This is a genomic window from Achromobacter sp. EG18 (assembly GCF_059759395.1).
Genome location: NZ_CM186213.1, coordinates 449,677 through 471,966, shown reverse-complemented (window position 1 = coordinate 471,966; position 22,290 = coordinate 449,677). Strand labels below are relative to the sequence as shown.

The window sequence follows — 22,290 nt, the reverse complement described above, 5'->3', positions numbered from 1 at the left end:
CCCTCTTGCGCGGCCGCCGCGCGGCGGCCCCGTTTCCTAGGCAGGCGCCAGGCAGCCCCGCTCGCGCAGGGCCTCGCGCACCAGCTTCTTGGTGATCTTGCCGTAGCCCGACCGCGGCAGCGCATCCCAGAAGAACACCTGGCGCGGCAGCTTGTAGCGCGCCATGCGCGATCCGAGCCAGGCCAGCAGGGCCTCCTCTTCCAGTGTCTCGCCGGGTCGCAGCACGCACACCATCACCCCCACCTCGCCCCACACCGGGTCCGGCACCCCCAGCACGGCCGCCTCCGCGATCGCCGGATGCGCCAGCACCTTTTCCTCGACCTCGCGCGGATAGATATTGGAGCCGCCCGAGATGTACATATCGGATTCGCGGCCGGTGATGTAGAGATACCCCGCGTCGTCCAGGTAGCCCAGGTCGCCGGTGCGGAACCAGCCGTTGCGGAATGCCTTGGCGTTGGCGGCCGGGTTGTCGTAGTAGCCGGCGAACACCGCCGGCCCGCAGACGCAGATCTCGCCGGTCCGGCCCGCCGGCAGCGGGTTGCCGGCCTCGTCCTGGATGCTGACCTGCATGCCGATGCGCTCGTAGCCGCAGGTCCCCACGCGCGCCTCGGGGCCGTCGCCGTCATGGTGCTGCGCCGGCGGCAGCACCGTGATGTTGCCGGTGACCTCGCCCAGCCCGAAGTACTGCACCAGCACACGGCCCAGCTTGGCCAGCGCGCGCTTCTGGTCTTCGCGGTACATCGGCGCGCCGGCGTAGATCACATAGCGCAGGCTGGTGTGGTCGAAGGCGTCCACCGCCGGATGCTCGACCAGCAGCTTGACGATGGTCGGCACGGTGAACATGTTGGTCACCCGGTGCGCCTGCACCAGGCGCCAGGCCTCTTCCGGGTCGAAGCGCTCGCCCTCCGGCAGCACGGTGGCGGCCGCGCGCGCCACCTGGGTCAGGAAATGGATGCCCGCGCCATGCGACAAGGGCGCCACCACCAGGCTGACGTCGTGTTCGGTGGTGCCCGGCATCAGGTCGCACAGGTGATTGGTCAGCACGAAGGCCATCTGGCCATGCGTCAGCACCGCCGCCTTCGGATGGCCGGTGGTGCCGGAAGTGAAGAAGAACCAGCAGGGGTCGTCGTAGTCCACGTCGACGCAGGCCGCCGGCGCGTCCTGCAGGCGCGCATCGATCAGGGAGGCGGTGTCGGCCGCGCCGAACTCGCCCGGGCCCAGTCGCGCCAGCAGGGCCAGGTCCGGCATGGCCTGCGCCACCGCCGCGGCGTGCGCCGGCGACTGGCCCTCGCACAGGAAGGCCTTGACCCCGGCCGCCCGCGCCAGGTAGACGGCCTCGTCCGGTGAAATGCGGCAGTTGGTCGGCACCCAGACCGCGCCCAGCCGCAACACGGCAAACAGGGTTTCGGCGAACGCGAAGCTGTTGCGCGCGTGAACCAGCACCCGGTCGCCCTTGCCCACCCCGTGCTCGGCCAGCGCCCGCGCCAGCGCGGCGGTGCGCGCGTCCAGCTCGCGCCAACTCAGGCGCGCCTGGCCGCAGACCAGCGCGGCGCGCGCCGGATGGCGGCGTGCCGCCTGCACCAGGAAATGCGCCAGGTTCATCACCCGCCGCGATACCGGCGCCACGCCGCCGGGCGGCGCCGCGACCTGCTGCAACGGGCCGCTCATTTGACGCGCTCCAGGATGCTGACGTAGTTGGCCACGGCCGCGCCGCCCATGTTGAAGACGCCGGCCAGCGTCGCGTCCGGCACCTGCATGGCGCCCGCCTCGCCGGCCAGTTGCAGGCACGCCATGACGTGCTGCGACACGCCGGTGGCGCCCACCGGATGGCCCTTGGCCTTGAGTCCGCCCGACGGGTTGACGGGCAGGCGCCCGCCCTTCTGCACCCAGCCTTCGCGCAATGCCCGCACGCCATGGCCGCGCGGCGCCAGGCCCATGGCCTCGTACTCGATCAATTCGGCGATGGTGAAGCAGTCGTGCGTCTCCACCAGGCTCAAATCGTCCAGGGTCGCGCCGGCCTCGGCCAAGGCCTCGCGCCAGGCCCGCGCCGCGCCCTCGAAGGCGATGGGATCGCGCCGGCTCAGCGGCAGGAAGTCATTGACGTGGCGCCGCGCGCGAAAGCCGATGGCGCGGCGCAGGTCCGCCGCCGTTTCCGCGTCGGCCAGCACCAGCGCCGCCGCGCCGTCGGAAATGGGCGAGCAATCGGTGCGCCGCAGCGGCGCCGCCACATAGGGATTTTTTTCGGAAACGGTATTGCAGAACTCGAAGCCCAGGTCCTTGCGGATCTGCGCATAGGGATTGTCCAGCGCGTTGGCGTGGTTCTTGGCGGCGATGCGGGCCAGCGCCTCGCCGTGGTCGCCATGGCGCTCGAAATAGGCCGTGGCGATACGGCTGAACACGCCGGCAAAGCCGCCCGGCAGCGTGGCTTCTTCCTTGCGGTAGCTGGCATTGAGCAGGATATCGCCGGTGTCCTCGGTGGAGCGGGCGGTCATTTTCTCAGCGCCCACCACCAGCGCCACGCGGCCGCGCCCGGCCTCGATGAAATCCATGGCCGCGTACAGCGCGGCCGACCCAGTGGCGCAGGCGTTCTCCAGCCTGGTTGCCGGCACATGGGCCAATGCCGGATCGGCCAGGGCCACCAGCGCGGCCTGGAAATCCTGCTTCTGGAAACCGCTGTTCATGACGCCGGCATAGATGCCGTCCACGGCCTGCGGACTTACGCCCGCGTGCTCCAGCGCGGCGCCGGATACCCGCGCCATCAGGCTTTCGGTGTCGGGGTCGTCGAGTTTGCCGAATGGGATGTGCGACCACCCCACGATGACGGCACGCTTGCTCATTGCTGTCTCCTCTGTTGGCAGCCCCGCCCCGCCGGCATGGCGGATCAGGGCTTGGGCTTGGCGGCCGGCGGGCGCGCCCGCGCCTCGCGGCCTGCCGGGTTGGCCTGCGCAAGCAGGCGTTTGGCCTCGCGTGACAACAGCTTGGCCAGCTGGAACTGCCTTTCTTCGTCCATGCGCGATTCGACCGCGGCGATGCTGAGCGCGCCCAGCACATGGCCCTGCTCGTCGCGCAGCGGCATGCCGATGCCCCACGAACCCGGCACCACCAGGCCGCGGTTGACGGCATAGCCCTGTTCTCGCACCTCATCGACCAGCGTGCGGATCAGCGGCACGGAGTAATGCGGATAGCGCCGTTCTATCAGGCCGGCATTGGCCTGCAGGCAGGCGTCGACTTCGTCGTCGGGCAGCGCCGCCAGGATGGCCAGGCTGCCGGCGCCGATGCCCAGCGGATGGCGATCGCCGGGCAACAGCACGTGGGTCTTGAGCGGGTAGTCGCCGTCCTCGCGCAGCACGCAGACCGCGAACACGTCGCGGCGCAGCGAAAAGAAGGCGGAATCACCGCATTCGTGGGCCAGCCGCGCCACCACCGGCGCGGCCAGCCGGTTGATGCCGAAGCGCTCGCTGGCGATGTTGCCCAGCACGTGGCATTCGGGGCCCAGAAAGTAACGGCGGCTGGCGAGGTCCTGCTCGACCATGCCTTCGGCGGCCAGCGCGGCCAGGATGCGGTGCACGGTGGGCTTGCTCATGCCGGTGTCGCGCGTCAACGCCAGCAGGCCCGCGCCTTCGCCGCGGGTGCGCGACACCGCGCGCAGCACCAGCATTGCGCGGGATATCGCCTGGGCGCCACCGACCTGGGATGAGGTCTCCGTCACGTCTCCGCCTGTTTTTTCATCAGGTCCATTTTGTGGACCATCAATGTGATTTTGTTTTTTCATTCTGCACCAGTTTTATAGATTTACGCTAGCTAATCAATATGATTTAATTAATTTAAGGGTAGTAATAAGGTCCATATAATGGACCTCATGCAAAGATAAAGCAACAAGCCTGGCAAGGCGCTTTATCCGGCCGTCCTCGACGGCGGCCGGATCTCATAACCAAGGAGACAGCATGAACACGACTCGACGCAACCTCATGCGCGCCGCGGGAGGCGGCGCGCTGCTTGCCCTGGCCCCGTTCCAGCGCACGCTGGCGGCGCCCCAGTTCCGTTACAAGTACGCCAACAACCTGCCGCCCTCGCATCCGATGAACCTGCGCGCCAACGAGGCCGCGCAGAACATCCTCAAGGACACCGGCGGCCGCTTCGAACTGGCGGTGTTCCCCAGCAGCCAGCTGGGTTCCGACACCGACACCCTGAGCCAGTTGCGCGCCGGCGCCGTCGAGTTCTTCACCCTGTCGGGCCTGATCCTGTCGACCCTGGTGCCCAGCGCGTCGATCAGCGGCGTGGGCTTCGCCTTCCCCGATTACGCTTCGGTCTGGAAGGCCATGGACGGCGACCTGGGCGCCCACATCCGCGCCGACATCAATGGCAAGGGCCTGTTCGTCATGGATCGCATCTGGGACAACGGCTTTCGCCAGGTCACCACCAGCTCGCGCGCCATTACCGGCCCGGACGATTTCCGCGACCTGAAGATCCGCGTGCCGGTCAGCCCGCTGTGGACCTCGATGTTCAAGGCCCTCGGCTCGTCGCCGGCCAGCATCAACTTCAACGAAACCTATTCGGCGCTGCAGACCCGCGTGGTGGACGCGCAGGAAAACCCCCTGGCCATCATCCAGACCGCCAAGCTGTACGAAGTGCAGAAGTACTGCTCGATGACCAACCACATGTGGGACGGCTTCTGGTTCCTGGGCAACCGCCGCGCCTGGGAGAAGCTGCCGGCCGACATCCGCGAGATCGTCGCCAAACACATCAACGCCGCCGGCATGGCCGAGCGCGCCGACGTGCTGGCGCTCAACAATCAGCTGCAGGCCAAGCTGGCCGAGCAGGGCCTGGCCTTCAACACCCCCGACCCCGCGCCCATCCGCGACGCGCTGCGCCGCGCCGGCTTCTACGCCAGCTGGAAGGAAAAATACGGCGACAAGGCCTGGGGCCTGCTGGAGCAGGCCGCCGGGAGCCTGTCATGAGGGCTGCGCTCACGCATCCGGCGGAAGTGCTGCCCACGGCCGGTGCCGCCCCGGGCAGCCGGCGGCCCTGGGCCATCGCCGCCGACAATGCCCTGGGCCACCTGGTGGAGATTCCCGCGGCCATCCTGGTGGTCGCGGAAATCGTCATCCTGTTCTCGGGCATCGTGGCGCGCTACGTGCTGCACACGCCGCTGGTGTGGTCCGACGAGCTGGCCTCGATCCTGTTCCTGTGGCTGGCCATGCTGGGCGCGGTGATCGCCTTTCGCCGCGGCGAGCACATGCGCATGGGCGCGCTGGTCAATCGCGCCTCGCCCGCCACCCGCGCGCTGCTCGACATGGTGGCCGTGGCGGCGGCGCTGGCGTTCCTGCTGCTGCTGCAGGCGCCGGGCTACGAGTACGCCTCGGAGGAACAGTACGTCACCACCGCCGCGCTGGAAATCCCCAACGTCTGGCGCGCCGCCGCCTTGCCGGTGGGCACCGCGCTGATGCTGCTGATCGCGCTGCTGCGGCTGGTCGAACGCGCGCAGTGGCGCGTCACCGGCCTGGCGCTGCTGCTGGTCGGCGGCGTGGTGGCCGCCATGACGGCGCTGCAGCCGGTGCTGGCGGGACTGGGCAACCTGAACCTGCTGATCTTCTTCGTCGGCGTGGTGGCGGCCACGGTGTTCGCGGGCGTGCCGATCGCCTTCTCGTTCGGGCTGGCCACCTTCGGCTACCTGTCGCTGACCACCGACGTGCCGATGATGGTGGTGGTCGGGCGCATGGACGAAGGCATGTCGCACCTGATCCTGCTGGCGGTGCCGCTGTTCGTGTTCCTGGGGGTGCTGATCGAGATGACCGGCATGGCCAAGCGCATGGTGGCCTTCCTGGCCAGCCTGCTGGGCCACGTGCGCGGCGGCCTGTCGTACGTGCTGATCGGCGCCATGTACGTGGTCTCGGGCATCTCGGGCGCCAAGGCGGCCGACATGGCGGCGGTGGCGCCGGTGCTGTTTCCCGAAATGCGCGAACGCGGCGCCGACGAGGGCGACCTGGTGGCGCTGCTGTCGGCCACCGGCGCGCAGACCGAGACCGTGCCGCCCAGCCTGGTGCTGATCACCATCGGCTCGGTCACCGGCGTGTCGATCACGGCGCTGTTCACCGGCGGCCTGCTGCCCGGGCTGGTGCTGGGCGTGATGCTGTGCCTGGTGGTCTGGTGGCGCAACCGCCGCGAAGACCTGAGCGCGGTGCGCAAGGCCAGCGGCCGCCAGATCGGCCGCGCCCTGCTGGTGGCGCTGCCGGCGCTGGCGCTGCCCTTCGTGATCCGCGCGGCCGTGGTCGAGGGCGTGGCCACCGCCACCGAGGTGTCCACCATCGGCATCGTCTATGCCACGCTGATCGGGCTGCTGGTCTACCGCTGCTTCGACGCCAAGCGGCTCAAGCCCATGCTGGTGGACACCGCCTGCCTGTCGGGCTCGATCCTGCTGATCATCGGCACCGCCACCGCCATGGCCTGGGCGCTGACGCAATCGGGCTTCTCGACCCAGCTGGCGCAGGCCATGGCGGGCCTGCCCGGCGGCGCGGCCACCTTCATGGCGGTGTCGATCGTGGCGTTCGTCATCCTGGGCAGCGTGCTGGAGGGCATCCCCGCCATCGTGCTGTTCGGTCCGTTGCTGTTCCCGATCGCGCACCAGATGGGCATCCACGAGGTCCATTACGCGATGGTGGTGATCCTGGCGATGGGCCTGGGCCTGTTCGCGCCGCCGTTCGGGGTAGGCTACTACGCCGCCTGCGCCATCGGCCGGGTCGCGCCCGAAGCCGGCATCCGGCCCATCCTGGGCTACCTGGGTTCGATGGCGGTCGGCATCGTGGTCATTGCCGCGGTGCCGTGGATCTCGACGGGGTTCCTGAAGTAATGCGCCTGGCCGGCCGCCGCGCCCACGTGGCGCGGCGCGCCGGCGCACCTACCGCCGTGGGGAAAAACCCACACGCGAGCATTCCCCCACCGCTCGCGCGGTTGATCCGCCTACACCACTTCTATAGAATCTTCAATTCGGGCCTGTGCCCATTCTTTTTTCCCTTCACCTACACCTGGGAGGCGCAAGATGATGAATCCGCATACCGCCATCCCGCGCGTATCTCCGCGACGCCATTAAGTCGTCGCCCGCGCGGCCCCATCGCCAGACTACCTGGCGACTGGTCCGCCGTGCCCGCCCCAAACCCCTGAACGCAATGCCCGCGCCATGAGGCGCAGGTCGTATCACCTTCTTCCCAAAAGGAAACCGGCGCCTTCGCGTTGCCGGGCGATCGCAATGAATCGAACAAAAATCGATCTGCGAGGACAAGCCTTCAAGGACGTCCTCGGCTTTACCTTCCGCTATTGGCGCGCCCAGCCCTGGCGCACCACCCTCATCGTCGCGCTGGCCCTGTTGTCGGCCGTGGCCGATGTGCTGACCCCGCTGTACGCGGGCCGGCTGGTCGACGCCGTGGCCTCCGGCGCCTCGTCCGACGCGCAGGTCTGGGGCGCGGCCGTCACCGCGTTCTGGCTGCTGATCGCGCTGGGCATCGGCGGCACGCTGCTGCGCCAGGGCGTGTTCCAGAACATCATCGTCTTCACCCTGAAGATGATGAACGGCATGGTGTCCAACGCCTTCTACCGCGTGCAGCGCTTTTCCACCGACTGGCATGCCAACAGCTTCGCTGGCTCAACCGTGCGCAAGATCACGCGCGGCATGTGGGCGGTGGACGTGCTGAACGACACGCTGCTGGTGGCGCTGCTGCCGTCGGTGGTGATGCTGGTCGGCGCCACCGTGCTGCTGGGCGTGTACTGGCCGGTGATGGGCCTGGTGGTGGGCCTGGGCTCGGTGCTGTACATCGCGGTGACGGCGGTGCTGTCGCTGGGCTATGTGGCGCCGGCGGCGCGGCTGAGCAACGCCTGGGACACCCGCATGGGAGGCGCGCTGGCCGACGCCATCAGCTGTAACCCGGTGGTCAAGGCCTTCGGCGCGGAAACGCGCGAAGAAGGACGCCTGGGACGCGTGGTCGACAAGTGGCGCCGCCGCACGCGCCGCACCTGGATCCGCGCCACGATCAACGGCGGCATCCAGGGCGCGATGCTGGTGGCGATGCAGGCCGGCATCCTGGGCGCGTCGCTGCTGCTGTGGTCGCGCAACCAGGCCAGCGTCGGCGACATCACCTTCGCGCTGACGATGTTCTTCATGCTGCAGGGCCACCTGCGCGACGTGGGCATGCACATCCGCAACCTGCAGCGCTCGGTCAACGACATGGAGGAACTGGTGGCGCTGGAGAAGCAGCCGCTGGGCGTGGACGACCGCGCCGGCGCGGGCGAGATCCGCGTCACGGCCGGCGAGATCCGCTTCGAGGACGTGACCTTCCGCTATGGCCGGCACGACGTGGCGCTGTACGACCGCTTCTCGGCGCGCATCGCGCCGGGCGAGCGGGTCGGCCTGGTCGGGCATTCGGGTTCGGGCAAGACCACGTTCATCAAGCTGATCCAGCGCCTGTATGACGTCAACGGCGGCCGCATCACCATCGACGGGCAGGACATCGCCCAGGTCAAGCAGGCGTCGCTGCGCAGCCAGATCGCCATCGTGCAGCAGGAGCCGGTGCTGTTTCACCGCACGCTGGCCGAGAACATCGCCTACGCCCGCCCTGGCGCGACGCAGGCCGAGATCGAGCAAGCGGCGCGGCTGGCCAGCGCGCATGACTTCATCATGGCCCTGCCCAAGGGCTACGAGACGCTGGTGGGCGAGCGCGGCGTCAAGCTGTCGGGCGGCGAACGCCAGCGCGTGGCGATCGCCCGGGCCTTCCTGGCGGACGCGCCGATCCTGATCCTGGACGAAGCCACGTCGAGCCTGGACAGCGAAAGCGAGGTGCTGATCCAGCAGGCCATGGAACGCCTGATGGTCGGCCGCAGCACGCTGGTGGTGGCGCACCGCCTGTCGACGGTGCGCGCGCTGGACCGCCTGCTGGTGATGGACCGCGGCCGCATCATCGAGGAAGGCAGCCACGACCAGCTGATTCGCCTGAAGGGCGGCCTGTACCGGCGCCTGTTCGAGCGCCAGGCCCTGGAGCTGACCAAGGGCCTGACGCAGGCGGAGATGCTGGCCGACGGCGCCCGCCCCGTGCCGGCGCGCGCCGATGGCGAAGACCAGGACCAAGGCCAAGACCAGGACGAAGCGTCCTTCGCCTTCGGCAAGTAGGCAAAAGGCCTGACACAAGTCAGGCCTTTTTTTTCTTTGCCGCCGGCGCGTCCCGCACGCGCCGCCCGCGCGGCTCCCGTCCTGGGCCGCCTCAGCGATTCAGCGTCAGCCGCAGGCCGAAGGCGATCAGCGCGCCGCCGAACACGGCGCCCTGCCATTTCTGCACCCGCGGATGCGCCGCCATCCAGCGCCCCAGCGCGCCGCCGGCCAGGGCGCACAACACGTCGAAGGTCAGCCCCAGGCTGACCAGGATCACGCCCAGCAGCGCGAACTGCTGGCCGATCGGCCCTTGCGCGGGCGACACGAACTGCGGCAGCAGCACCGAGCAGAACAACAACGCCTTGGGGTTGAGCACGTTGGTCAGCACCCCGCTGAGCAACGCCGCGCCAAGCCCTTTGCCGCGCGCGGCCGCCTGCGCCTCGTGCGCCACGCCGTACGACATGGGACCGGCGCGCAGCAACCGCAAGCCCAGCCAGATCAGGTAGCCGCCGCCCACGGTGCGCGCCGCGTCGAAGGCCCACGGATGGGTCTTGAACAGCGCCGCCAGCCCCAGCGCCGCCAGCGTCACGTGGGCGGCGCGCGCCAGGGCCAGGCCCACGGCCACCGCCAGCGCCTGGCCGCGCCCGCGCAGCGCCCCGGTTTCAAGCAGCAGGATCATGTCCGGCCCCGGCACCACATAGACAATCAACAATGCCCCGAGAAACAACGCCATATCGGCCATGAGCCACGCTCCGTGCAGCAGGAAATGGCGATCATTCTAGGGAAAAGGCATCGGCATGTGCTTGCTATTCCTGCCAACAGGAATAACATGATTGGCATACTGATCCAATTAGTCGCACCAAAATTTCATTCCATGCCAAAACGCCAATTGGACGCCTATGACCGGCGCATTCTCGAGGCCCTGCAGCAGAACGGCCGACTGACCAACGTCGAGCTGGCCGAGCAGATCGGCCTGTCGCCCTCGCCCTGCCTGCGGCGGGTGCGGTTGATGGAGGAAGCCGGCGTGATCCAGGGCTACGAGGCCCGGCTGGCGCCGGACGAAGTCGGACTGGGCCTGACCGTCTTCGTCGGCGTCAAGGTCGAGCGCCACCACGAGCGTGACGCCGAGCAGTTCCGCAAGGAAGTCTGCGCCCTGCCGGAAGTGGTGGCGGCGCACCTGGTGTCGGGCGAATCGGACTTCCTGCTGCAAGTGGTGCTGCCCGACCTGCGCGCCTACGAACGCTTCCTGCTGACCACGCTGCTCAAGCTGCCAGGGGTGAAGGACATCCGCAGCAACTTCGCCATCCAGACCGTCAAGCCGCAGAGTCCGCTGCCGCTGGACCACCTGGGGCATTGAGCGCGGCCTGGCGCACCTTGGCGCTGCGCTGCTCGAAGCGCGCCTGCGACTGCGCCAGGTACTGCCGCACGATGTCCGGTTCCGAGGTCCTGGGCGTGCCGCCGGGAAACGGCGGCTCGGGGTCGTATTCGATCTGCAGCTGGATCAGCTTGGCGACCTCGTCGCCGCACAGCGTGGCCACCACCTTCAGGGCCATGTCGATGCCCGACGTGACGCCGCCGGCGGTGAAGACGTTGCCGTCCACGCACAGCCGCGCGTCGGTCGGCACGGCGCCGAAATGCGCCAGCAGTTCGCGCGCGCGCCAATGGCTGGAGGCGCGCTTGCCGCGCAGCAGGCCGGCCGCGCCCAGCAGCAGCGAACCGGTGCAGATGCCGAAGACGTAGCGCGCGCCCAACGCCTGCCTGCGCGTGAAGGCTACCCAGTCCGGGTCGAGGATGGCATCATCCGTGCCCGGCCCGCCCGGCACCACCAGCAGATCGCAGGACGGCGCCGACGCCAGCGTCTGGGTCGGCACGAAACACAGGCCGCGATCGCTGCGTACCGGATCGGGCGATTTTGCGACAAAATCGACGCTGAACCCGGGCGCGGCGGCGAGCACCTCGTAAGGCCCGGTCATATCGAGCTGGGTCAGCCCTTCGAACAAGAGAATATTGACATGCACGACGATGCTCCTTCGCAGAATGGAACCGCCAGCGTAGACCGACAGGCCGGCGCGCGTGCGCCAAATGGCGGCACGATCGCGCCAAAACGCATTGTCTTCCTGCTGTACGACGGCTTCCAGCCGCTCGACCTGGCCGGGCCCTGGCAGGCATTCAGCGGCGCCAACGACGAAGGCGGCGCCGGCTACCAGTTGAGCACCGTGGCGGCCACGCCGGTGGTCGCCACCTGGGACCAGGGCCTGCGCATGCAGGTCAACGCCACCTTCGCCACCGACGACGACGCGCCGATCGACATGCTGTTCGTGCCGGGCGGCCCCGGCATCGACCAGGCCGCCGCCCATGGCGAAACCCTGGCCTGGCTGCGCCGCCGCAGCCCGCAGGCACGCCGCACCTGCAGCGTGTGCACCGGCGCCTTCCTGCTGGCCGCTGCCGGCCTGCTCGATGGCCGCCGCGTCACCACCCACTGGCGCTCGGCCGACCGCCTGCGCCAGCTGCATCCCGGCCTGAAGGTGGAAGATGATCGCATCTACATCGAAAGCGGCGCCGTCTGGACCTCGGCGGGCGTGACCGCCGGCATCGACCTGGCGCTGGCGCTGATCGAGCGCGACGTGGGCGCGCGGGTGTCGCAGGACGTGGCGCGCCGCCTGGTGGTCTTCATGCGGCGCGACGGCGACCAGCGCCAGTACAGCCAGTCGTTGCGCCTGCAGGACCGCCTGGCGGCGCCGTTCCGCGACCTGGTGGAGAAGATCGAGGCCAGCCTGTCGGCGCGCTGGTCGGTCGACGACATGGCCGACGCCTGCCATATGTCGCGCCGCACCTTCCAGCGCAAGTTCGCGGCGCATTTCGGCGTGACGCCGGCCGAGGTCCTGCGCCAGTTGCGGCGCGAGCGCGAAGGCGCTCTGCGCGCGGCCGGCAGGGCCTCGGACAAGGCCGTGCGCCATGCTCTCGGGGCAGCGGGCAGGCCCTAGGGCCGGTCGCGCCAAGACAAACCTTGCGCCGGCATTGCCGCCGCGCGCGGACTGCCCCTATCATCCCGTCCAGGCCCGTTTTCCATACGCCATGAGCGAATCCGCCCCGTCCTCCCCCTGCCCGGAATGCGGCCAGCCCCAGACCGTCACCGAACAGGGGCTGAGCCTGATCGCGCGCTGCGGCGGCTGTGGCTGGATGGTGGCGACCACCAATCCGCACCACCCGATCATGGACCGCACGCCCTACACGCTGCGGGTGCGGGTCGGCGACCTGCCCACGGCCAGCGCCGTCGCCCGCCTGGCGGTGGCGCTGGGCATCGGCGTCAAGCGGGCGCGCGACCTCATCGCGCAGGACCTGCCGGTGGCCGAGAACGTCCTGGCGCTCGAGGCCATCCGGCTGCATGGCGTGCTGGCCGGCGCCGGGTTGCAGGTGGAGATCACGCCGCCACTTCGCTGGCCGCTGGAGCGCCTCGACTGACGCGGCGGCGCCCCCGCGCGAGGCGCTTCGCCGTGTGAACGCCTACCCGGCCAGACCGACCGACATGCCGCCGCAGACGTACAGCACCTGCCCGGTCATGAAGCCGGCGCGCCGGTCCAGGAACGACGACACCGCGTGCGCCACGTCCTCGGGCCGGCCGATGCGCCCCACCGGGATGGCGGCCTCCAGCGCCACGGTCCTGGGGTCGCCCGGCGGGTTGGACTGGTCGAACAGTTCGGTGGCGATCGGCCCGGGCGCCACGGTGTTGACCGTGATGCCGGCCTGGCCCAGTTCCAGCGCCCAGGTGCGTGTCATGCCCACCAGGCCGGACTTGGTGGCGCCGTAGACCGTGCGGCCCGGCTTGCCCAGGCCGGCGCGGCTGCCGATGTTGACGACCCGGCCGTAGCCCGCCTGGCGCATGCCGGGCAGCAGCGCCTGCATCAACAGCAATGGCGCGGTCAGGTTCACCGCCACCATGCGCGCCAGTTCCTCCTGGGTCACGGCTTCGATGTCGGCGACCTGGATCATGCCGGCGTTGTTGACCAGGTGCAGCACCGGCCGCGCCGCCGCCAGCGCGGTGGCGGCCGCGGCCGTGGCGGCGGCATCGCCCAGGTCCACGGACTGGAAGGTTTCGCCCGGCAGCGCCGCGTCCGGCGGCCGACGGCTGAAGTTGACGACCTCGAAGCCGTCCTGCAACAGGCGCGCGACGATGGCGCGTCCGATGCCCCGGCTGCCGCCGGTGACCAATGCGATGGGGGTTGTCATTGCGCCGTGATTCCCTTGTCCTTGATGAGGCCGCCCCATTTGGCGCGTTCCTGTCTTTCGAACGCGGCCAGGTCGGCGCCGAACAGCGTGCCGGGCCGCGCGCCCATGGTGGCGAAATTGGTGGCAATGGCCTGCGAGCCCAGGCCGCTGCGCGCCGCCTCGATCAGCTGGCGCACCACCGGCTCCGGCGTGCCGCGCGGCGCGTACAGGGCGAACCAGGCCGTCACGTCAAAGCCCGGCAGGCCGGACTCGGCCACGGTAGGCAGGTCGGGCAGCGAGGCATCGCGCGCCGCCGACGTCACCGCCACGCCCCGCACCAGGTTGCCGTCCTTGATCTGCGCCAGCGCGCCGGGCAGGTTGTCGAACAGCAGGTCGACCTGGCCGCCCGCCACCGCCGGCAGCGACGCCGAGGTGCCCTTGAACGGCACGTGCAGCATGGTCACGCCAGCCATGGCCTCGAAGTAGGCCCCGGTCAGGTGCACCGACGAACCGATGCCGGGCGACGCATAGGTCAGTTTCTTTTCCTTGTTCTGGCGCGCCGCCTGGATCACGTCGGCCACCGTCCTGTAGGGCGACTTGGCGCTGACGGCGATGACGTTGGGCGTGGTCGACACCAGCGCGATCGGCACCAGGTCGCGCTCGGGGTCGAACGCCATGTTGTTGTACAGGAACTGGTTGATGGTCTGCGTGCCGATGGTGCCCAGGCCCAGCGTGTAGCCGTCGGCCTTGGCGCGCGCCACGTAGGCCATGCCGATGTTGCCGCCCGCGCCCGGCTTGTTCTCGACCAGCACGGTCTGCTTCAGGCCCGGCTGCAGCGCGTTGGCGATGGCGCGGCCGAAGATGTCGGCGCCGCCACCCGGCGGATACGGCACGACCACGGTGACGGGATGCTCCGGATAGCCGGCCGCCTGGACCGCATGGATCGGGGCCGCGGCCAGCACGGCCAGCGCCGCCGTGGCCAGCGCGCGCCGCCCGGCGCGCCTGTGCAGGGAATGCGTCATGGATCTGTCTCCTCGCGAATCCGCTTGGCGCGGATTTCTTCTGGCTCCGCCTCGGGGCGGATGCTGTCGATGGGCGCCCGCGGAATGCGGACACTTCCTATAGTACGTAAATACGTACTATATTCACAAGAACGCGAAAAACATACCGGAGACAAACCATGAAACGCTGGACGCGCCGTCCCGAAGGATCGACCTGGGGCGATTTCGGGCCTGACGACGAGATCGGCCGCCTGAACCTGCTGACCGAGGAAAAAGTGCTGCAGGCGGTGCGCGAGGTGCGGACCGGCAAGGTCTTCTGCCTGTCGCTGCCGCTGGACCTGCCCGGCGGCAACGTGCTCAACCCGCGCCGCCACCCGCCGCAACTCAAGCCCACCTTCCGCGACGGCACGCCCTACCTGAACTTCGCCATGGCGCGCCTGCAGCCCGACGCCGTCGACGTGCTGTCGGACGACCAGGTCACGCTCAGCCTGCAGTACTCGACCCAATGGGACGGCCTGTGCCACGTGGGCGCCCAGTTCGACATCCAGGGCGACGGCCAGGCCCGCCGCGTCTACTACAACGGCTATGCCGCCGGCGTCGACGTGTTCGGCGGCGAGGACGCCGGCCCCGACGCCTGCTGCCCGCCGGGCGGCTCGTATGCGCGCAGGCTGGGCATCGATCGCTATGCCGAAAAAGGCATGCAGGGCCGCGGCGTGCTGGTGGACCTGGCGCGCGCCTTCGGCCCCGGCCGCACGCTGGTGGGCCATACCCAGCTGCAGGCGGCGCTGCGCGAGCAGCGCGTGGTGGTCGAGCCGGGCGACATGCTGGTGCTGCGCACCGGCTTCGCCGAAACGCTGGTGGAAATGGCCGGCCAGCCCGATCCGCACCAGCTGGAGCAGACCGGCGCGGTGCTGGACGGCGCCGACCCGGCGCTGCTGGACTGGATCACCGACAGCGGCATCGCGGCGATCTGCGCCGACAACTACGCGGTCGAGGCCTATCCGGCGCGCACCACCGGCCCCGGCCATTCGATCCTGCCGCTGCATCATCACTGCCTGTTCAAGCTGGGCGTGCCGCTGGCCGAGCTGTGGTACCTGAAGGCGCTGGCCGACTGGCTGCACGCACAGGGCCGCAACCGCTTCCTGTTGACCGCGCCGCCGCTGCGCCTGCCGGGCGCGGTGGGGTCGCCCGTGACGCCGATCGCCACGGTGTGACGCCATGACGCAATCCTCCCTCCTCTTTTCGCAACACCTCGACGCCCTGGCGGCGCGCCACCCCGGGCGCCCCGCCCTGATCGACCGCGACCGGGCCATCAGCCACGCCGAACTGCGCGCGCGCAGCCGCGCCCTGGCCGCCGGCCTGGCGCGCATCGGCGTGCGGCCCGGCCAGCGCGTGGCCGTATGGCTGCCCAATTGCGCCGCCTGGGTCGAGACCTTCCTGGCCTGCGCCCACCTGGGCGCGCTGGCGCTGGCCGTCAACACGCGCTTTCGCGCCCTCGAACTGGCCGACATCCTCGGCCGTGGCGGCGCCGACTGGCTGGTGTTCTGGCCTGGCTTCAAGGGTATCGACTTCCAGGGCATCCTGGACGGCGTCGCGCCCGAACACCTGGCGCGGCTGCAAGGCATCGTCGCCGTGTCCGAAACGGACGAACCCGCCGCCGCGTCGCTGCGCGGCAAGCCGGTGCACCGCTACGCCGACCTGCGCGCCTGCGCCGACACGCCCCCGCCGCCCCAGCCCGACGCCGGCGTGCTGTGCTTCACCACGTCCGGCACCACCTCACAGCCGAAGTTCGTGCTGCACGACCAGGGCACCCTGCTGCGCCACGGCGCCGCGGTGGCGCAAGCGTTCGGCTACGGCGACGACAGCCGCGTGCTGGCCAGCGCGCCGTTCTGCGGCGCGTTCGGCTTCGCCACGCTGGCGGGCGGGCTGGCGCGGGGCTTGCCGGTGGTGTGCGCGCCGGTGTTCGACGCGGCCGAATCGGCCGCCGCGATCCAGCGCCACCGGGTCAGCCACACCTACGCCAACAACGAGGCGCTGGTCGCCATGATGCGCGCGGCCGCGCCCGGCGCATTCGCCTCGGCGCGCCTGTTCGGCTTCGCCAGCTTCACGCCGGCGCTCGACCACATGCTGGACCTGGCGCGCGCGGCCGGCGTGCCGCTGACGGGGCTGTATGGGTCCAGCGAACTGATCGCGCTGGTGGCCGGCCAGCCGCGCGACCCCGCCGAGGGCGACGTGGCCGCGCGCCACCAGCCAGGCGGCACGCTGATCTATCCCGAGGCGCGGGTGCGGGCGCGCGACCCGGCCAGCGGCGCAATCCTGCCGCACGGCGAATCGGGCGAGCTGGAAATCCTGTCGCCCAGCCTCATGCGCGGCTACCTCGACAACCCCGAGGCCACCGCCCGCGCCTGCACCGACGACGGCTACTTCCGGACCGGCGACCTGGGCTACACCCTGAACCCGCGCCAGTTCGTGTTCCAGACCCGCATGGGCGACTCGTTGCGCCTGTCCGGCTTCCTGGTGAATCCGGTCGAGATCGAACAGATGGTGGAAACGCTGCCCGGCGTGCGCGCCTGCCAGGTGGTCGGCGCCACCCGCGACGGCAAGACCGTGCCCTACGCCTTCGTGCTGCTGCGGGAAGGCGCCAGCGCCGACGCGACCGGCTGGACGGCGGCCTGCAAGCAGGCCATGGCCGGCTTCAAGGTTCCCGCCGGCTTCACGGTGCTGGATGCGTTTCCGTCCGTGGAAAGCGCCAATTCGGTCAAAATCCAGAAACACCGGCTGCGCGAGATGGCCGACGCCCTGCTCGCCGCCCCCGCCACCTCCTGACCGATCCGACCATGCCCGCGCGCCCGCTTTTCTCGCACAGCCCTCAACCGCTCTACCTGCAGGCGGCGGCGCTGTTTCGCAGCCATATCCAGAACCGCACCTGGCGGCCGGGCCAGCAGATCCCGCCGCTGGAAGCGCTGATGGAAACCTATGGCATCTCGCGCGCCACCATCCGCCAGGCCCTCGGCCAGCTGGAACAGGACGGCCTGATCCGGCGTTCGCGCGGGTCCGGCACCTTCGTCAACGCCGACCTGCCGGAGACGCCGACGCTGCTGATTCCCAAGACCTGGGCCGAGACGGTCGAACTGAGCAACCAGCTAGGCACGGTGTCGCTGGTGGAGTCGAGCGCCGATTCGCCGCTGCCCGACACGCTGGGCATGCCGTGCGCGGCGCAGCGCGGCGGCAGTTTCCAGTACCTGCGGCGGGTGCACACCACCGAGGCCGGGCCGTTCTGCTATAGCGAGGTATTTCTGGAAAGCAGCCTGTTCCGCAAGCATCGCGCCCGCATCCAGAAAAGCACGGTGGCGCCGGTGCTGGACCAGTTCTACGGCGCCCGCATCAGCGAGGCGCGCCAGGTGCTCAATGTGATCGAGGCCGGCCAGGAGTCGGCCGAATCGCTGCGCATCCCGGTGTCCTCGCCAGTGGCCGAACTGCGCCGCTACGCCTGCATCGACGGCCGCGTGGTGTATTTCGCGCGGCTGGAATTTCCGTTCCGCAAGGTGCGCATGGAGTTCGACCTGTTGAGCCAGCGCTAGCGCCACCGACCTTCCCAGGAGACTTCGCCGGCCGACGCGCGGCCGGCGGCGCACGCGCCAACCCGCGTTCGCCCGCTGTTCCCGACCCATCACAAAAGCGCGGCCATCCGGCCAAAGCGCCCGCAGTGCCCGCAAGCATCCGGCATAACCATAAATGGAGACAACCATGACCCCCATGCCCCGGATTTCGCAGCATCGCAGCCCCTCTCCCCGCCGCTTCCCGCGCGCCGCAGCCATGGCCGCGGCCTGCGGCGCCAGCCTGTTCGTCGGCGCCGCCAGCATGGCGCAGACCACCCCCGCCGCCATTTCCGACGATATCGTCCGCCTCGGCCTGATTCTGGACATGAGCGGCATCTATGCCGACGTGACCGGCAAGGGCAGCGCCACGGCCGCCCAGATGGCCATCGACGACTTCGGCGGCAAGGTGCTGGGCAGGAAAATCGACCTGATGGTGGTCGACCACCAGAACAAGGCCGACATCGCCGCCGCCCGCGCCCGCGAGTGGTACGACACGCAGAAGGTCGACGCCATCCTGGACGTGGCCGGCTCGGCGCCCGCCCTGGCGGTGCTGGAGGTGGCGCGCGAGAAAAAGAAGATCGTGGTGTTCAGCGGCCCGGGCACCGAGCGCATCACCAACGACCTGTGCTCGCCGTATTCGGTGCACTACACCTACGACACCTGGTCGCTGGCCAACACCACCGCCCGCGCCACCGTCGACCGCGGCGGCAAGAGCTGGTACTTCCTGACCGCCGACTACGCCTTCGGCCACACCCTGCAGGCCTCGGCCACCGAGGTGGTGAAAGCCCGCGGCGGCACCGTGCTGGGCGCCGCGCGCCATCCCATCGGCACCAGCGATTTCGCTTCGTACCTGCTGCAGGCGCAGGCCAGCCGCGCCCAGATCGTCGGCCTGGCCAACGCCGGCGGCGACACGGTCAACGCCATCAAGGCGGCGCGCGAATTCGGCCTGACGCAAAGCGGCCAGAAGATGGCCGGCCTGCTGCTGTACATCAACGACATCCACGCCATCGGCCTGGATGCGGCGGCCGGCCTGATGCTGACCGAGGCCTTCTACTGGGACATGAATGACCAGACCCGCGCCTGGTCGCAGCGCTACTACGACAAGCTCAAGAAAATGCCCAACATGAGCCAGGCCGGCACCTATTCCTCGGTGATGCACTACCTGAAGGCGGTGCAGGCCGCCGGCACCGACGCGCCCGACGCGGTGATGAAGCAGATGAAGGCCATGCCGATCAATGACTTCTTCGCCACCAACGGCCGCATCCGCGAGGACGGCCGCATGGTCCACGACATGTACCTGTTCGAGGTGAAGACGCCAGCCGAATCCAGGCGGCCCTGGGACTACTACAAGCTGGTGGCGACGCTGCCGGGCGACGAGGCCTTCATGCCGCTGTCCAAGTCCACCTGCCCGCTGGTGAAGCCGGCGGCGAAGTAGGCCCGCGGGCCGGTCCGCCGGCGCTGGCTGGCCCTGGCGACGGCGCCGCCACGGCATCATCGCCCAGGGCCGAACGACAATGGCGCCGCGAGCCACGAAAGCGCCCCTGGCTCGCGGCGCCCGCCTGCGTTCAGCGCGAGGCGGCGACCGCCTCTTCCAGCATCTCCAGCCGGTCCTGCCCCCAGAACAGCTCGCCGCGATACACGTACGACGGCGAGCCGAACACCCCGGCCGCCACCGCCGCGTCGGTGTTGTCGCGGTAGGCCCGCCGCGCCGCCGGCTGTTCGGCGGCGGCCATCAGCGCGCCGGCATCCAACCCCTGTTCCCGCAGGATGGCGCGCAGCGTGTCCGGCGACGAGATGTCCCGCTCCTCGCACCACTCGGCGGCCAGGATGGCCTTGTACAGGGCCGCCACCGGCAGGCCGGCGGCATCGGCCGCGATCACGATGCGCGAGGCCAACCCCGCGTCCGGGCACATGTAGGCCGGCGTCGGATTGACGTGGATGCCCAGCTTGCGGCACCAGCGCGCCAGCTCTATCACCCGGTAGGCCTGGCGTTCAGGCGCGCGCTGGCCCAGCAGCACGCCGCCAGTGCGCGCATAGACCTCGGGCAGGTCCACCGGCAGGTAGCGGATGCGCGCCTGCTGGCGCGCCGCCAGCGCCTCCAGCCGGTCGGCCCCCAGGTAGGCCCAGTCGGAGTTCAGCCAGAAGTAGTAGTCGATGGTCTTCATGTCGTCCTCAGGTCCGGGCGCCGGCCGGCACGCCCAGCGCGGCCTGCGCCGGCGCATCGCCGCGCATGCGCCAGGCGCTGAACACCGCCACCACGCCCAGCGCGCTCAGGTACCACACCACGTACTTCGGATCGCCGCCGGCGCGCGCCAGCAGCCAGGTCGCGACGATCGGCGCCAGGCCGCCGCCGATCGCGCCGGATACCTGCACCGCCAGCGAGATGCCGGTGTAGCGCACCTCGGCCGGGAACTGGCTCGAGAACAGCGTGCCCTCGGGGCCGTACAGGCAAGCGTAGACCAATCCCACCGCCAGGCATACCGCGACGATGATCCAGCCGGTCTGGCCGGTGGCCAGCAACTGGAAGAACAGCGGCGCGCACGCCAGGATGCCGACCGCGCCGGCCATGAACACCCACTTGTGGCCAATGCGGTCGCCCAGCATGCCGAACAGCGGCATGGTGAACAACGCCAATGCCGCGCCCCAGATGGTGGCGTCCAGCATCACCGCACGGGGAATGCCCAGCGTGCCGGTGGCGTAGGCCAGCGAAAACGTGACCACCGTGTAGAACCAGGTGACCTCGGCCAGCCGCGCGCCCACCACCGTCCACAGCGCGCGCCGGTGATGGCGCAGCACGGCCGCCACCGGCACCTCGACCTTGGCGCCCTTGTCGCGCATCTGCTCGAAGTCGGGCGACTCGGCCACCTTGACGCGGATGAACCAGCCCACCGCCAGCAGCACCACGCTGGCCAGGAACGGCAGGCGCCAGCCCCACGACAGCATGTCCTGCTCCGGCAGCCCGGCCACCGCGCCCATCGCCAGCGACGACAGGATCAGGCCCGGCGCCACCCCGGCCTGCGGCAGGCTGCCGAAAAAGCCCTTCTTGCCCTCGGGCGCATGCTCGACCGCCATCAGCACGGCGCCGCCCCACTCGCCGCCCACCGCGATGCCCTGCAGAAAACGCATCAGCACCAGCAGCACCGCGGCCCAGTAGCCGATCTGCTCATACGACGGGATCAGGCCGATCAGGATGGTGGGCACGCCCATCAGCAGCAAGGTGATCAGCAGCATGGACTTGCGGCCGATCCTGTCGCCGTAGTGACCGAAGATCACGCCGCCCAGCGGCCGCGCGAAAAAGCCCACCGAATAGGTAGCGAACGCCGCCAGCGTGCCGGTCAGCGGATCGAACGACGGAAAGAAGATCTTGTTGAAGATCAGCGCGGCGGCCGTGCCGTACAGGAAAAAGTCGTACCACTCGATGGTGGTGCCCATCATGCTGGCCAGGCCGGCCGTTACGTAGTCCCGGCGCGAACGCGCGGGCGCTGTCTTGGTCGTCATCATCGTGACTTCCCCTTGGAGATATAGGTATGTGAGCGGCGTCGAATCAGCGGGCGGGCCGCGGCAGCGGCGCGACGCCGTGCGTCTGGCGGCACCAGTAGTCGAAGGTGGCGCGCACGATCGACGGCTTGAGCAGGTAGTCGTGGGCCTCGCGCGCCAGCGCGTCGTCCACCGGCGTCAGCGGCCCGAAGGCCTGCGCGCGGATCTGCATGCGCGCCGCCCGTTCCAGGTAGACCGACAGGTAGGTCGCCTCCTCACAGGAGGCGCCAGCCGTCAGGTAGCCATGGTGCGCCAGGATGATGGCGCGCTTGGCGCCCAGCGCGCCCGAGATGATGACGCCCTCCTGGTCGGCGATCGGCACCCCGGGCCATTCGCCCAGGAAGGCGCAGTCGTCGTGCAGCGGCGTCATGTCCATCTGCGCGATCACCAGCGGCTGGCGCGCCGCCGCCAGCGCCGAGGCCCAGGGCGAATGGGTGTGGATGATGGACTGCACGTCGGGCCGGGCCTCGTAGACCCACAGGTGAAAGCGCGTCGCCGGGTTGGCCATGCCTTCGCCCGTGAGCGTGTGCAGGTCGCGGTCGACCTCGATGAAGTCGGCCGGCGTGGCTTCGTCGAAACCCAGGCCGAAGCGCAGCGTCCAGTAGGCGCCGGGGCGCTCGGAACGCACGCTGATCTGGCCGGCCAGGCCCGCTTCCTGCTCGGTCATTGCCAGGATGCGGCAGGCATAGGCCATGGTCTCCTGGATGGTGCGCGGCACGGCGCGCAGGTGCTGCGCCATTTCCTGGGTGGCGCGGGTGTCGAAGTACGCTTTTTCGCGCAGGGTGTTGTCCATGCTGCCGCCTCCTGATGCGGT

General features: G+C 69.7%; 20 protein-coding genes. 10 read left to right on the top strand and 10 right to left on the bottom strand.

Annotation, left to right across the window (positions count from 1 at the left end; all coding sequences use genetic code 11):
- Positions 1-36: 36 nt before the first annotated feature.
- The 3 genes from AC6CR5_RS02280 to AC6CR5_RS02270 are packed head-to-tail and all read right to left on the bottom strand — an operon-like array spanning position 37 to position 3,709.
- Complete coding sequence (locus AC6CR5_RS02280) at positions 37-1,668, bottom strand: acyl-CoA synthetase (protein ID WP_054499892.1); 1,632 nt, start codon at positions 1,666-1,668, stop codon at positions 37-39.
- Positions 1,665-2,837, bottom strand: coding sequence for an acetyl-CoA acetyltransferase (locus AC6CR5_RS02275; protein WP_020927227.1), 1,173 nt, complete (start codon positions 2,835-2,837; stop codon positions 1,665-1,667). The genes AC6CR5_RS02280 and AC6CR5_RS02275 overlap by 4 nt, the downstream gene beginning before the upstream one ends.
- 44 nt (positions 2,838-2,881) lie before the next feature.
- Complete coding sequence (locus AC6CR5_RS02270; protein WP_035200224.1) at positions 2,882-3,709, bottom strand: IclR family transcriptional regulator; 828 nt, start codon at positions 3,707-3,709, stop codon at positions 2,882-2,884.
- 235 nt (positions 3,710-3,944) lie between these two features.
- Here AC6CR5_RS02270 and AC6CR5_RS02265 point away from each other — a divergent pair, with 235 nt between their 5' ends.
- From AC6CR5_RS02265 to AC6CR5_RS02255, 3 genes are all read left to right on the top strand, one after another.
- Positions 3,945-4,958: a TRAP transporter substrate-binding protein gene (locus AC6CR5_RS02265; protein WP_026383642.1), complete on the top strand. Its 1,014-nt coding sequence runs from the start codon at positions 3,945-3,947 to the stop codon at positions 4,956-4,958.
- Positions 4,955-6,847, top strand: a complete 1,893-nt coding sequence (locus AC6CR5_RS02260) for a TRAP transporter large permease (RefSeq protein ID WP_047992840.1) — start codon at positions 4,955-4,957, stop codon at positions 6,845-6,847. The genes AC6CR5_RS02265 and AC6CR5_RS02260 overlap by 4 nt, the downstream gene beginning before the upstream one ends.
- Before the next feature lie 396 nt (positions 6,848-7,243).
- Positions 7,244-9,154 carry an ABC transporter ATP-binding protein gene (locus tag AC6CR5_RS02255; RefSeq protein WP_047992841.1) on the top strand — a complete coding sequence of 637 codons (1,911 nt, stop codon included), beginning with the start codon at positions 7,244-7,246 and terminating at the stop codon, positions 9,152-9,154.
- A 91-nt stretch (positions 9,155-9,245) separates the two neighbouring features.
- Here the strand turns inward: AC6CR5_RS02255 and AC6CR5_RS02250 are convergent, their stop codons facing one another.
- Positions 9,246-9,875, bottom strand: a complete 630-nt coding sequence (locus AC6CR5_RS02250) for a LysE family translocator (RefSeq protein ID WP_026383643.1) — start codon at positions 9,873-9,875, stop codon at positions 9,246-9,248.
- A gap of 132 nt (positions 9,876-10,007) precedes the next feature.
- On the opposite strand from AC6CR5_RS02250, the gene AC6CR5_RS02245 reads away from it, so the two are divergent.
- Positions 10,008-10,490: an Lrp/AsnC family transcriptional regulator gene (locus tag AC6CR5_RS02245; protein WP_006387030.1), complete on the top strand. Its 483-nt coding sequence runs from the start codon at positions 10,008-10,010 to the stop codon at positions 10,488-10,490.
- Here AC6CR5_RS02245 and AC6CR5_RS02240 read toward each other — a convergent pair.
- Positions 10,447-11,151, bottom strand: coding sequence for a DJ-1/PfpI family protein (locus tag AC6CR5_RS02240; protein WP_047992842.1), 705 nt, complete (start codon positions 11,149-11,151; stop codon positions 10,447-10,449). The genes AC6CR5_RS02245 and AC6CR5_RS02240 overlap by 44 nt on opposite strands.
- On the opposite strand from AC6CR5_RS02240, the gene AC6CR5_RS02235 reads away from it, so the two are divergent.
- Together AC6CR5_RS02235 and AC6CR5_RS02230 are read left to right on the top strand one after the other, a co-directional pair.
- On the top strand, positions 11,146-12,117 hold the full coding sequence (locus AC6CR5_RS02235; RefSeq protein WP_020927220.1) for a GlxA family transcriptional regulator: 972 nt from the start codon (positions 11,146-11,148) through the stop codon (positions 12,115-12,117). The two genes, AC6CR5_RS02240 and AC6CR5_RS02235, sit on opposite strands and share 6 nt — an antisense overlap.
- Before the next feature lie 91 nt (positions 12,118-12,208).
- Complete coding sequence (locus AC6CR5_RS02230) at positions 12,209-12,595, top strand: hypothetical protein (RefSeq protein WP_047992963.1); 387 nt, start codon at positions 12,209-12,211, stop codon at positions 12,593-12,595.
- 42 nt (positions 12,596-12,637) lie between these two features.
- Here AC6CR5_RS02230 and AC6CR5_RS02225 read toward each other — a convergent pair whose 3' ends face one another.
- Entirely contained in the window at positions 12,638-13,360 is a 723-nt protein-coding gene (locus tag AC6CR5_RS02225; protein WP_047992843.1) for an SDR family NAD(P)-dependent oxidoreductase, read from the bottom strand.
- Positions 13,357-14,361 (bottom strand): Bug family tripartite tricarboxylate transporter substrate binding protein, encoded by a 1,005-nt coding sequence (locus tag AC6CR5_RS02220; RefSeq protein WP_006387025.1) that lies wholly within the window; start codon positions 14,359-14,361, stop codon positions 13,357-13,359. The genes AC6CR5_RS02225 and AC6CR5_RS02220 overlap by 4 nt, the downstream gene beginning before the upstream one ends.
- A gap of 158 nt (positions 14,362-14,519) precedes the next feature.
- On the opposite strand from AC6CR5_RS02220, the gene AC6CR5_RS02215 reads away from it, so the two are divergent.
- The 4 genes from AC6CR5_RS02215 (at position 14,520) to AC6CR5_RS02200 (ending at position 19,374) form a co-directional block, all read left to right on the top strand.
- The gene (locus AC6CR5_RS02215; protein WP_024068548.1) at positions 14,520-15,554 is read left to right on the top strand and encodes a cyclase family protein; all 1,035 of its coding nucleotides are present in this window, start codon (positions 14,520-14,522) and stop codon (positions 15,552-15,554) included.
- 4 nt (positions 15,555-15,558) lie between these two features.
- Entirely contained in the window at positions 15,559-17,166 is a 1,608-nt protein-coding gene (locus AC6CR5_RS02210) for an AMP-binding protein (RefSeq protein ID WP_047992844.1), read from the top strand.
- An 11-nt stretch (positions 17,167-17,177) separates the two neighbouring features.
- Entirely contained in the window at positions 17,178-17,921 is a 744-nt protein-coding gene (locus tag AC6CR5_RS02205; protein WP_020927213.1) for a GntR family transcriptional regulator, read from the top strand.
- 175 nt (positions 17,922-18,096) lie between these two features.
- Complete coding sequence (locus tag AC6CR5_RS02200; protein WP_498085731.1) at positions 18,097-19,374, top strand: ABC transporter substrate-binding protein; 1,278 nt, start codon at positions 18,097-18,099, stop codon at positions 19,372-19,374.
- Between the two features lie 130 nt (positions 19,375-19,504).
- Here the strand turns inward: AC6CR5_RS02200 and AC6CR5_RS02195 are convergent, their stop codons facing one another.
- From AC6CR5_RS02195 to AC6CR5_RS02185, 3 genes are read right to left on the bottom strand one after another with little or no spacing between them, the layout of a single operon-like run.
- The gene (locus AC6CR5_RS02195; RefSeq protein ID WP_498085246.1) at positions 19,505-20,104 is read right to left on the bottom strand and encodes a 2-hydroxychromene-2-carboxylate isomerase; all 600 of its coding nucleotides are present in this window, start codon (positions 20,102-20,104) and stop codon (positions 19,505-19,507) included.
- A 7-nt stretch (positions 20,105-20,111) separates the two neighbouring features.
- Positions 20,112-21,440, bottom strand: coding sequence for an MFS transporter (locus AC6CR5_RS02190; protein ID WP_026383651.1), 1,329 nt, complete (start codon positions 21,438-21,440; stop codon positions 20,112-20,114).
- Between the two features lie 43 nt (positions 21,441-21,483).
- Positions 21,484-22,269, bottom strand: coding sequence for an aldolase (locus AC6CR5_RS02185; protein WP_020927209.1), 786 nt, complete (start codon positions 22,267-22,269; stop codon positions 21,484-21,486).
- Positions 22,270-22,290 lie beyond the last annotated feature (21 nt).

Coding starts and splice junctions, on each gene's coding strand:
- AC6CR5_RS02245 (WP_006387030.1), top strand. CDS start 10,008: ATGCCAAAACGCCAATTGGACGCCTATGACCGGCGCATTCTCGAGGCC.
- AC6CR5_RS02230 (WP_047992963.1), top strand. CDS start 12,209: ATGAGCGAATCCGCCCCGTCCTCCCCCTGCCCGGAATGCGGCCAGCCC.
- AC6CR5_RS02210 (WP_047992844.1), top strand. CDS start 15,559: ATGACGCAATCCTCCCTCCTCTTTTCGCAACACCTCGACGCCCTGGCG.
- AC6CR5_RS02255 (WP_047992841.1), top strand. CDS start 7,244: ATGAATCGAACAAAAATCGATCTGCGAGGACAAGCCTTCAAGGACGTC.
- AC6CR5_RS02195 (WP_498085246.1), bottom strand. CDS start 20,104: ATGAAGACCATCGACTACTACTTCTGGCTGAACTCCGACTGGGCCTAC.
- AC6CR5_RS02280 (WP_054499892.1), bottom strand. CDS start 1,668: ATGAGCGGCCCGTTGCAGCAGGTCGCGGCGCCGCCCGGCGGCGTGGCG.
- AC6CR5_RS02275 (WP_020927227.1), bottom strand. CDS start 2,837: ATGAGCAAGCGTGCCGTCATCGTGGGGTGGTCGCACATCCCATTCGGC.
- AC6CR5_RS02225 (WP_047992843.1), bottom strand. CDS start 13,360: ATGACAACCCCCATCGCATTGGTCACCGGCGGCAGCCGGGGCATCGGA.
- AC6CR5_RS02235 (WP_020927220.1), top strand. CDS start 11,146: ATGCACGACGATGCTCCTTCGCAGAATGGAACCGCCAGCGTAGACCGA.
- AC6CR5_RS02265 (WP_026383642.1), top strand. CDS start 3,945: ATGAACACGACTCGACGCAACCTCATGCGCGCCGCGGGAGGCGGCGCG.
- AC6CR5_RS02205 (WP_020927213.1), top strand. CDS start 17,178: ATGCCCGCGCGCCCGCTTTTCTCGCACAGCCCTCAACCGCTCTACCTG.
- AC6CR5_RS02215 (WP_024068548.1), top strand. CDS start 14,520: ATGAAACGCTGGACGCGCCGTCCCGAAGGATCGACCTGGGGCGATTTC.
- AC6CR5_RS02185 (WP_020927209.1), bottom strand. CDS start 22,269: ATGGACAACACCCTGCGCGAAAAAGCGTACTTCGACACCCGCGCCACC.
- AC6CR5_RS02250 (WP_026383643.1), bottom strand. CDS start 9,875: ATGGCCGATATGGCGTTGTTTCTCGGGGCATTGTTGATTGTCTATGTG.
- AC6CR5_RS02200 (WP_498085731.1), top strand. CDS start 18,097: ATGCCCCGGATTTCGCAGCATCGCAGCCCCTCTCCCCGCCGCTTCCCG.
- AC6CR5_RS02220 (WP_006387025.1), bottom strand. CDS start 14,361: ATGACGCATTCCCTGCACAGGCGCGCCGGGCGGCGCGCGCTGGCCACG.
- AC6CR5_RS02260 (WP_047992840.1), top strand. CDS start 4,955: ATGAGGGCTGCGCTCACGCATCCGGCGGAAGTGCTGCCCACGGCCGGT.
- AC6CR5_RS02190 (WP_026383651.1), bottom strand. CDS start 21,440: ATGATGACGACCAAGACAGCGCCCGCGCGTTCGCGCCGGGACTACGTA.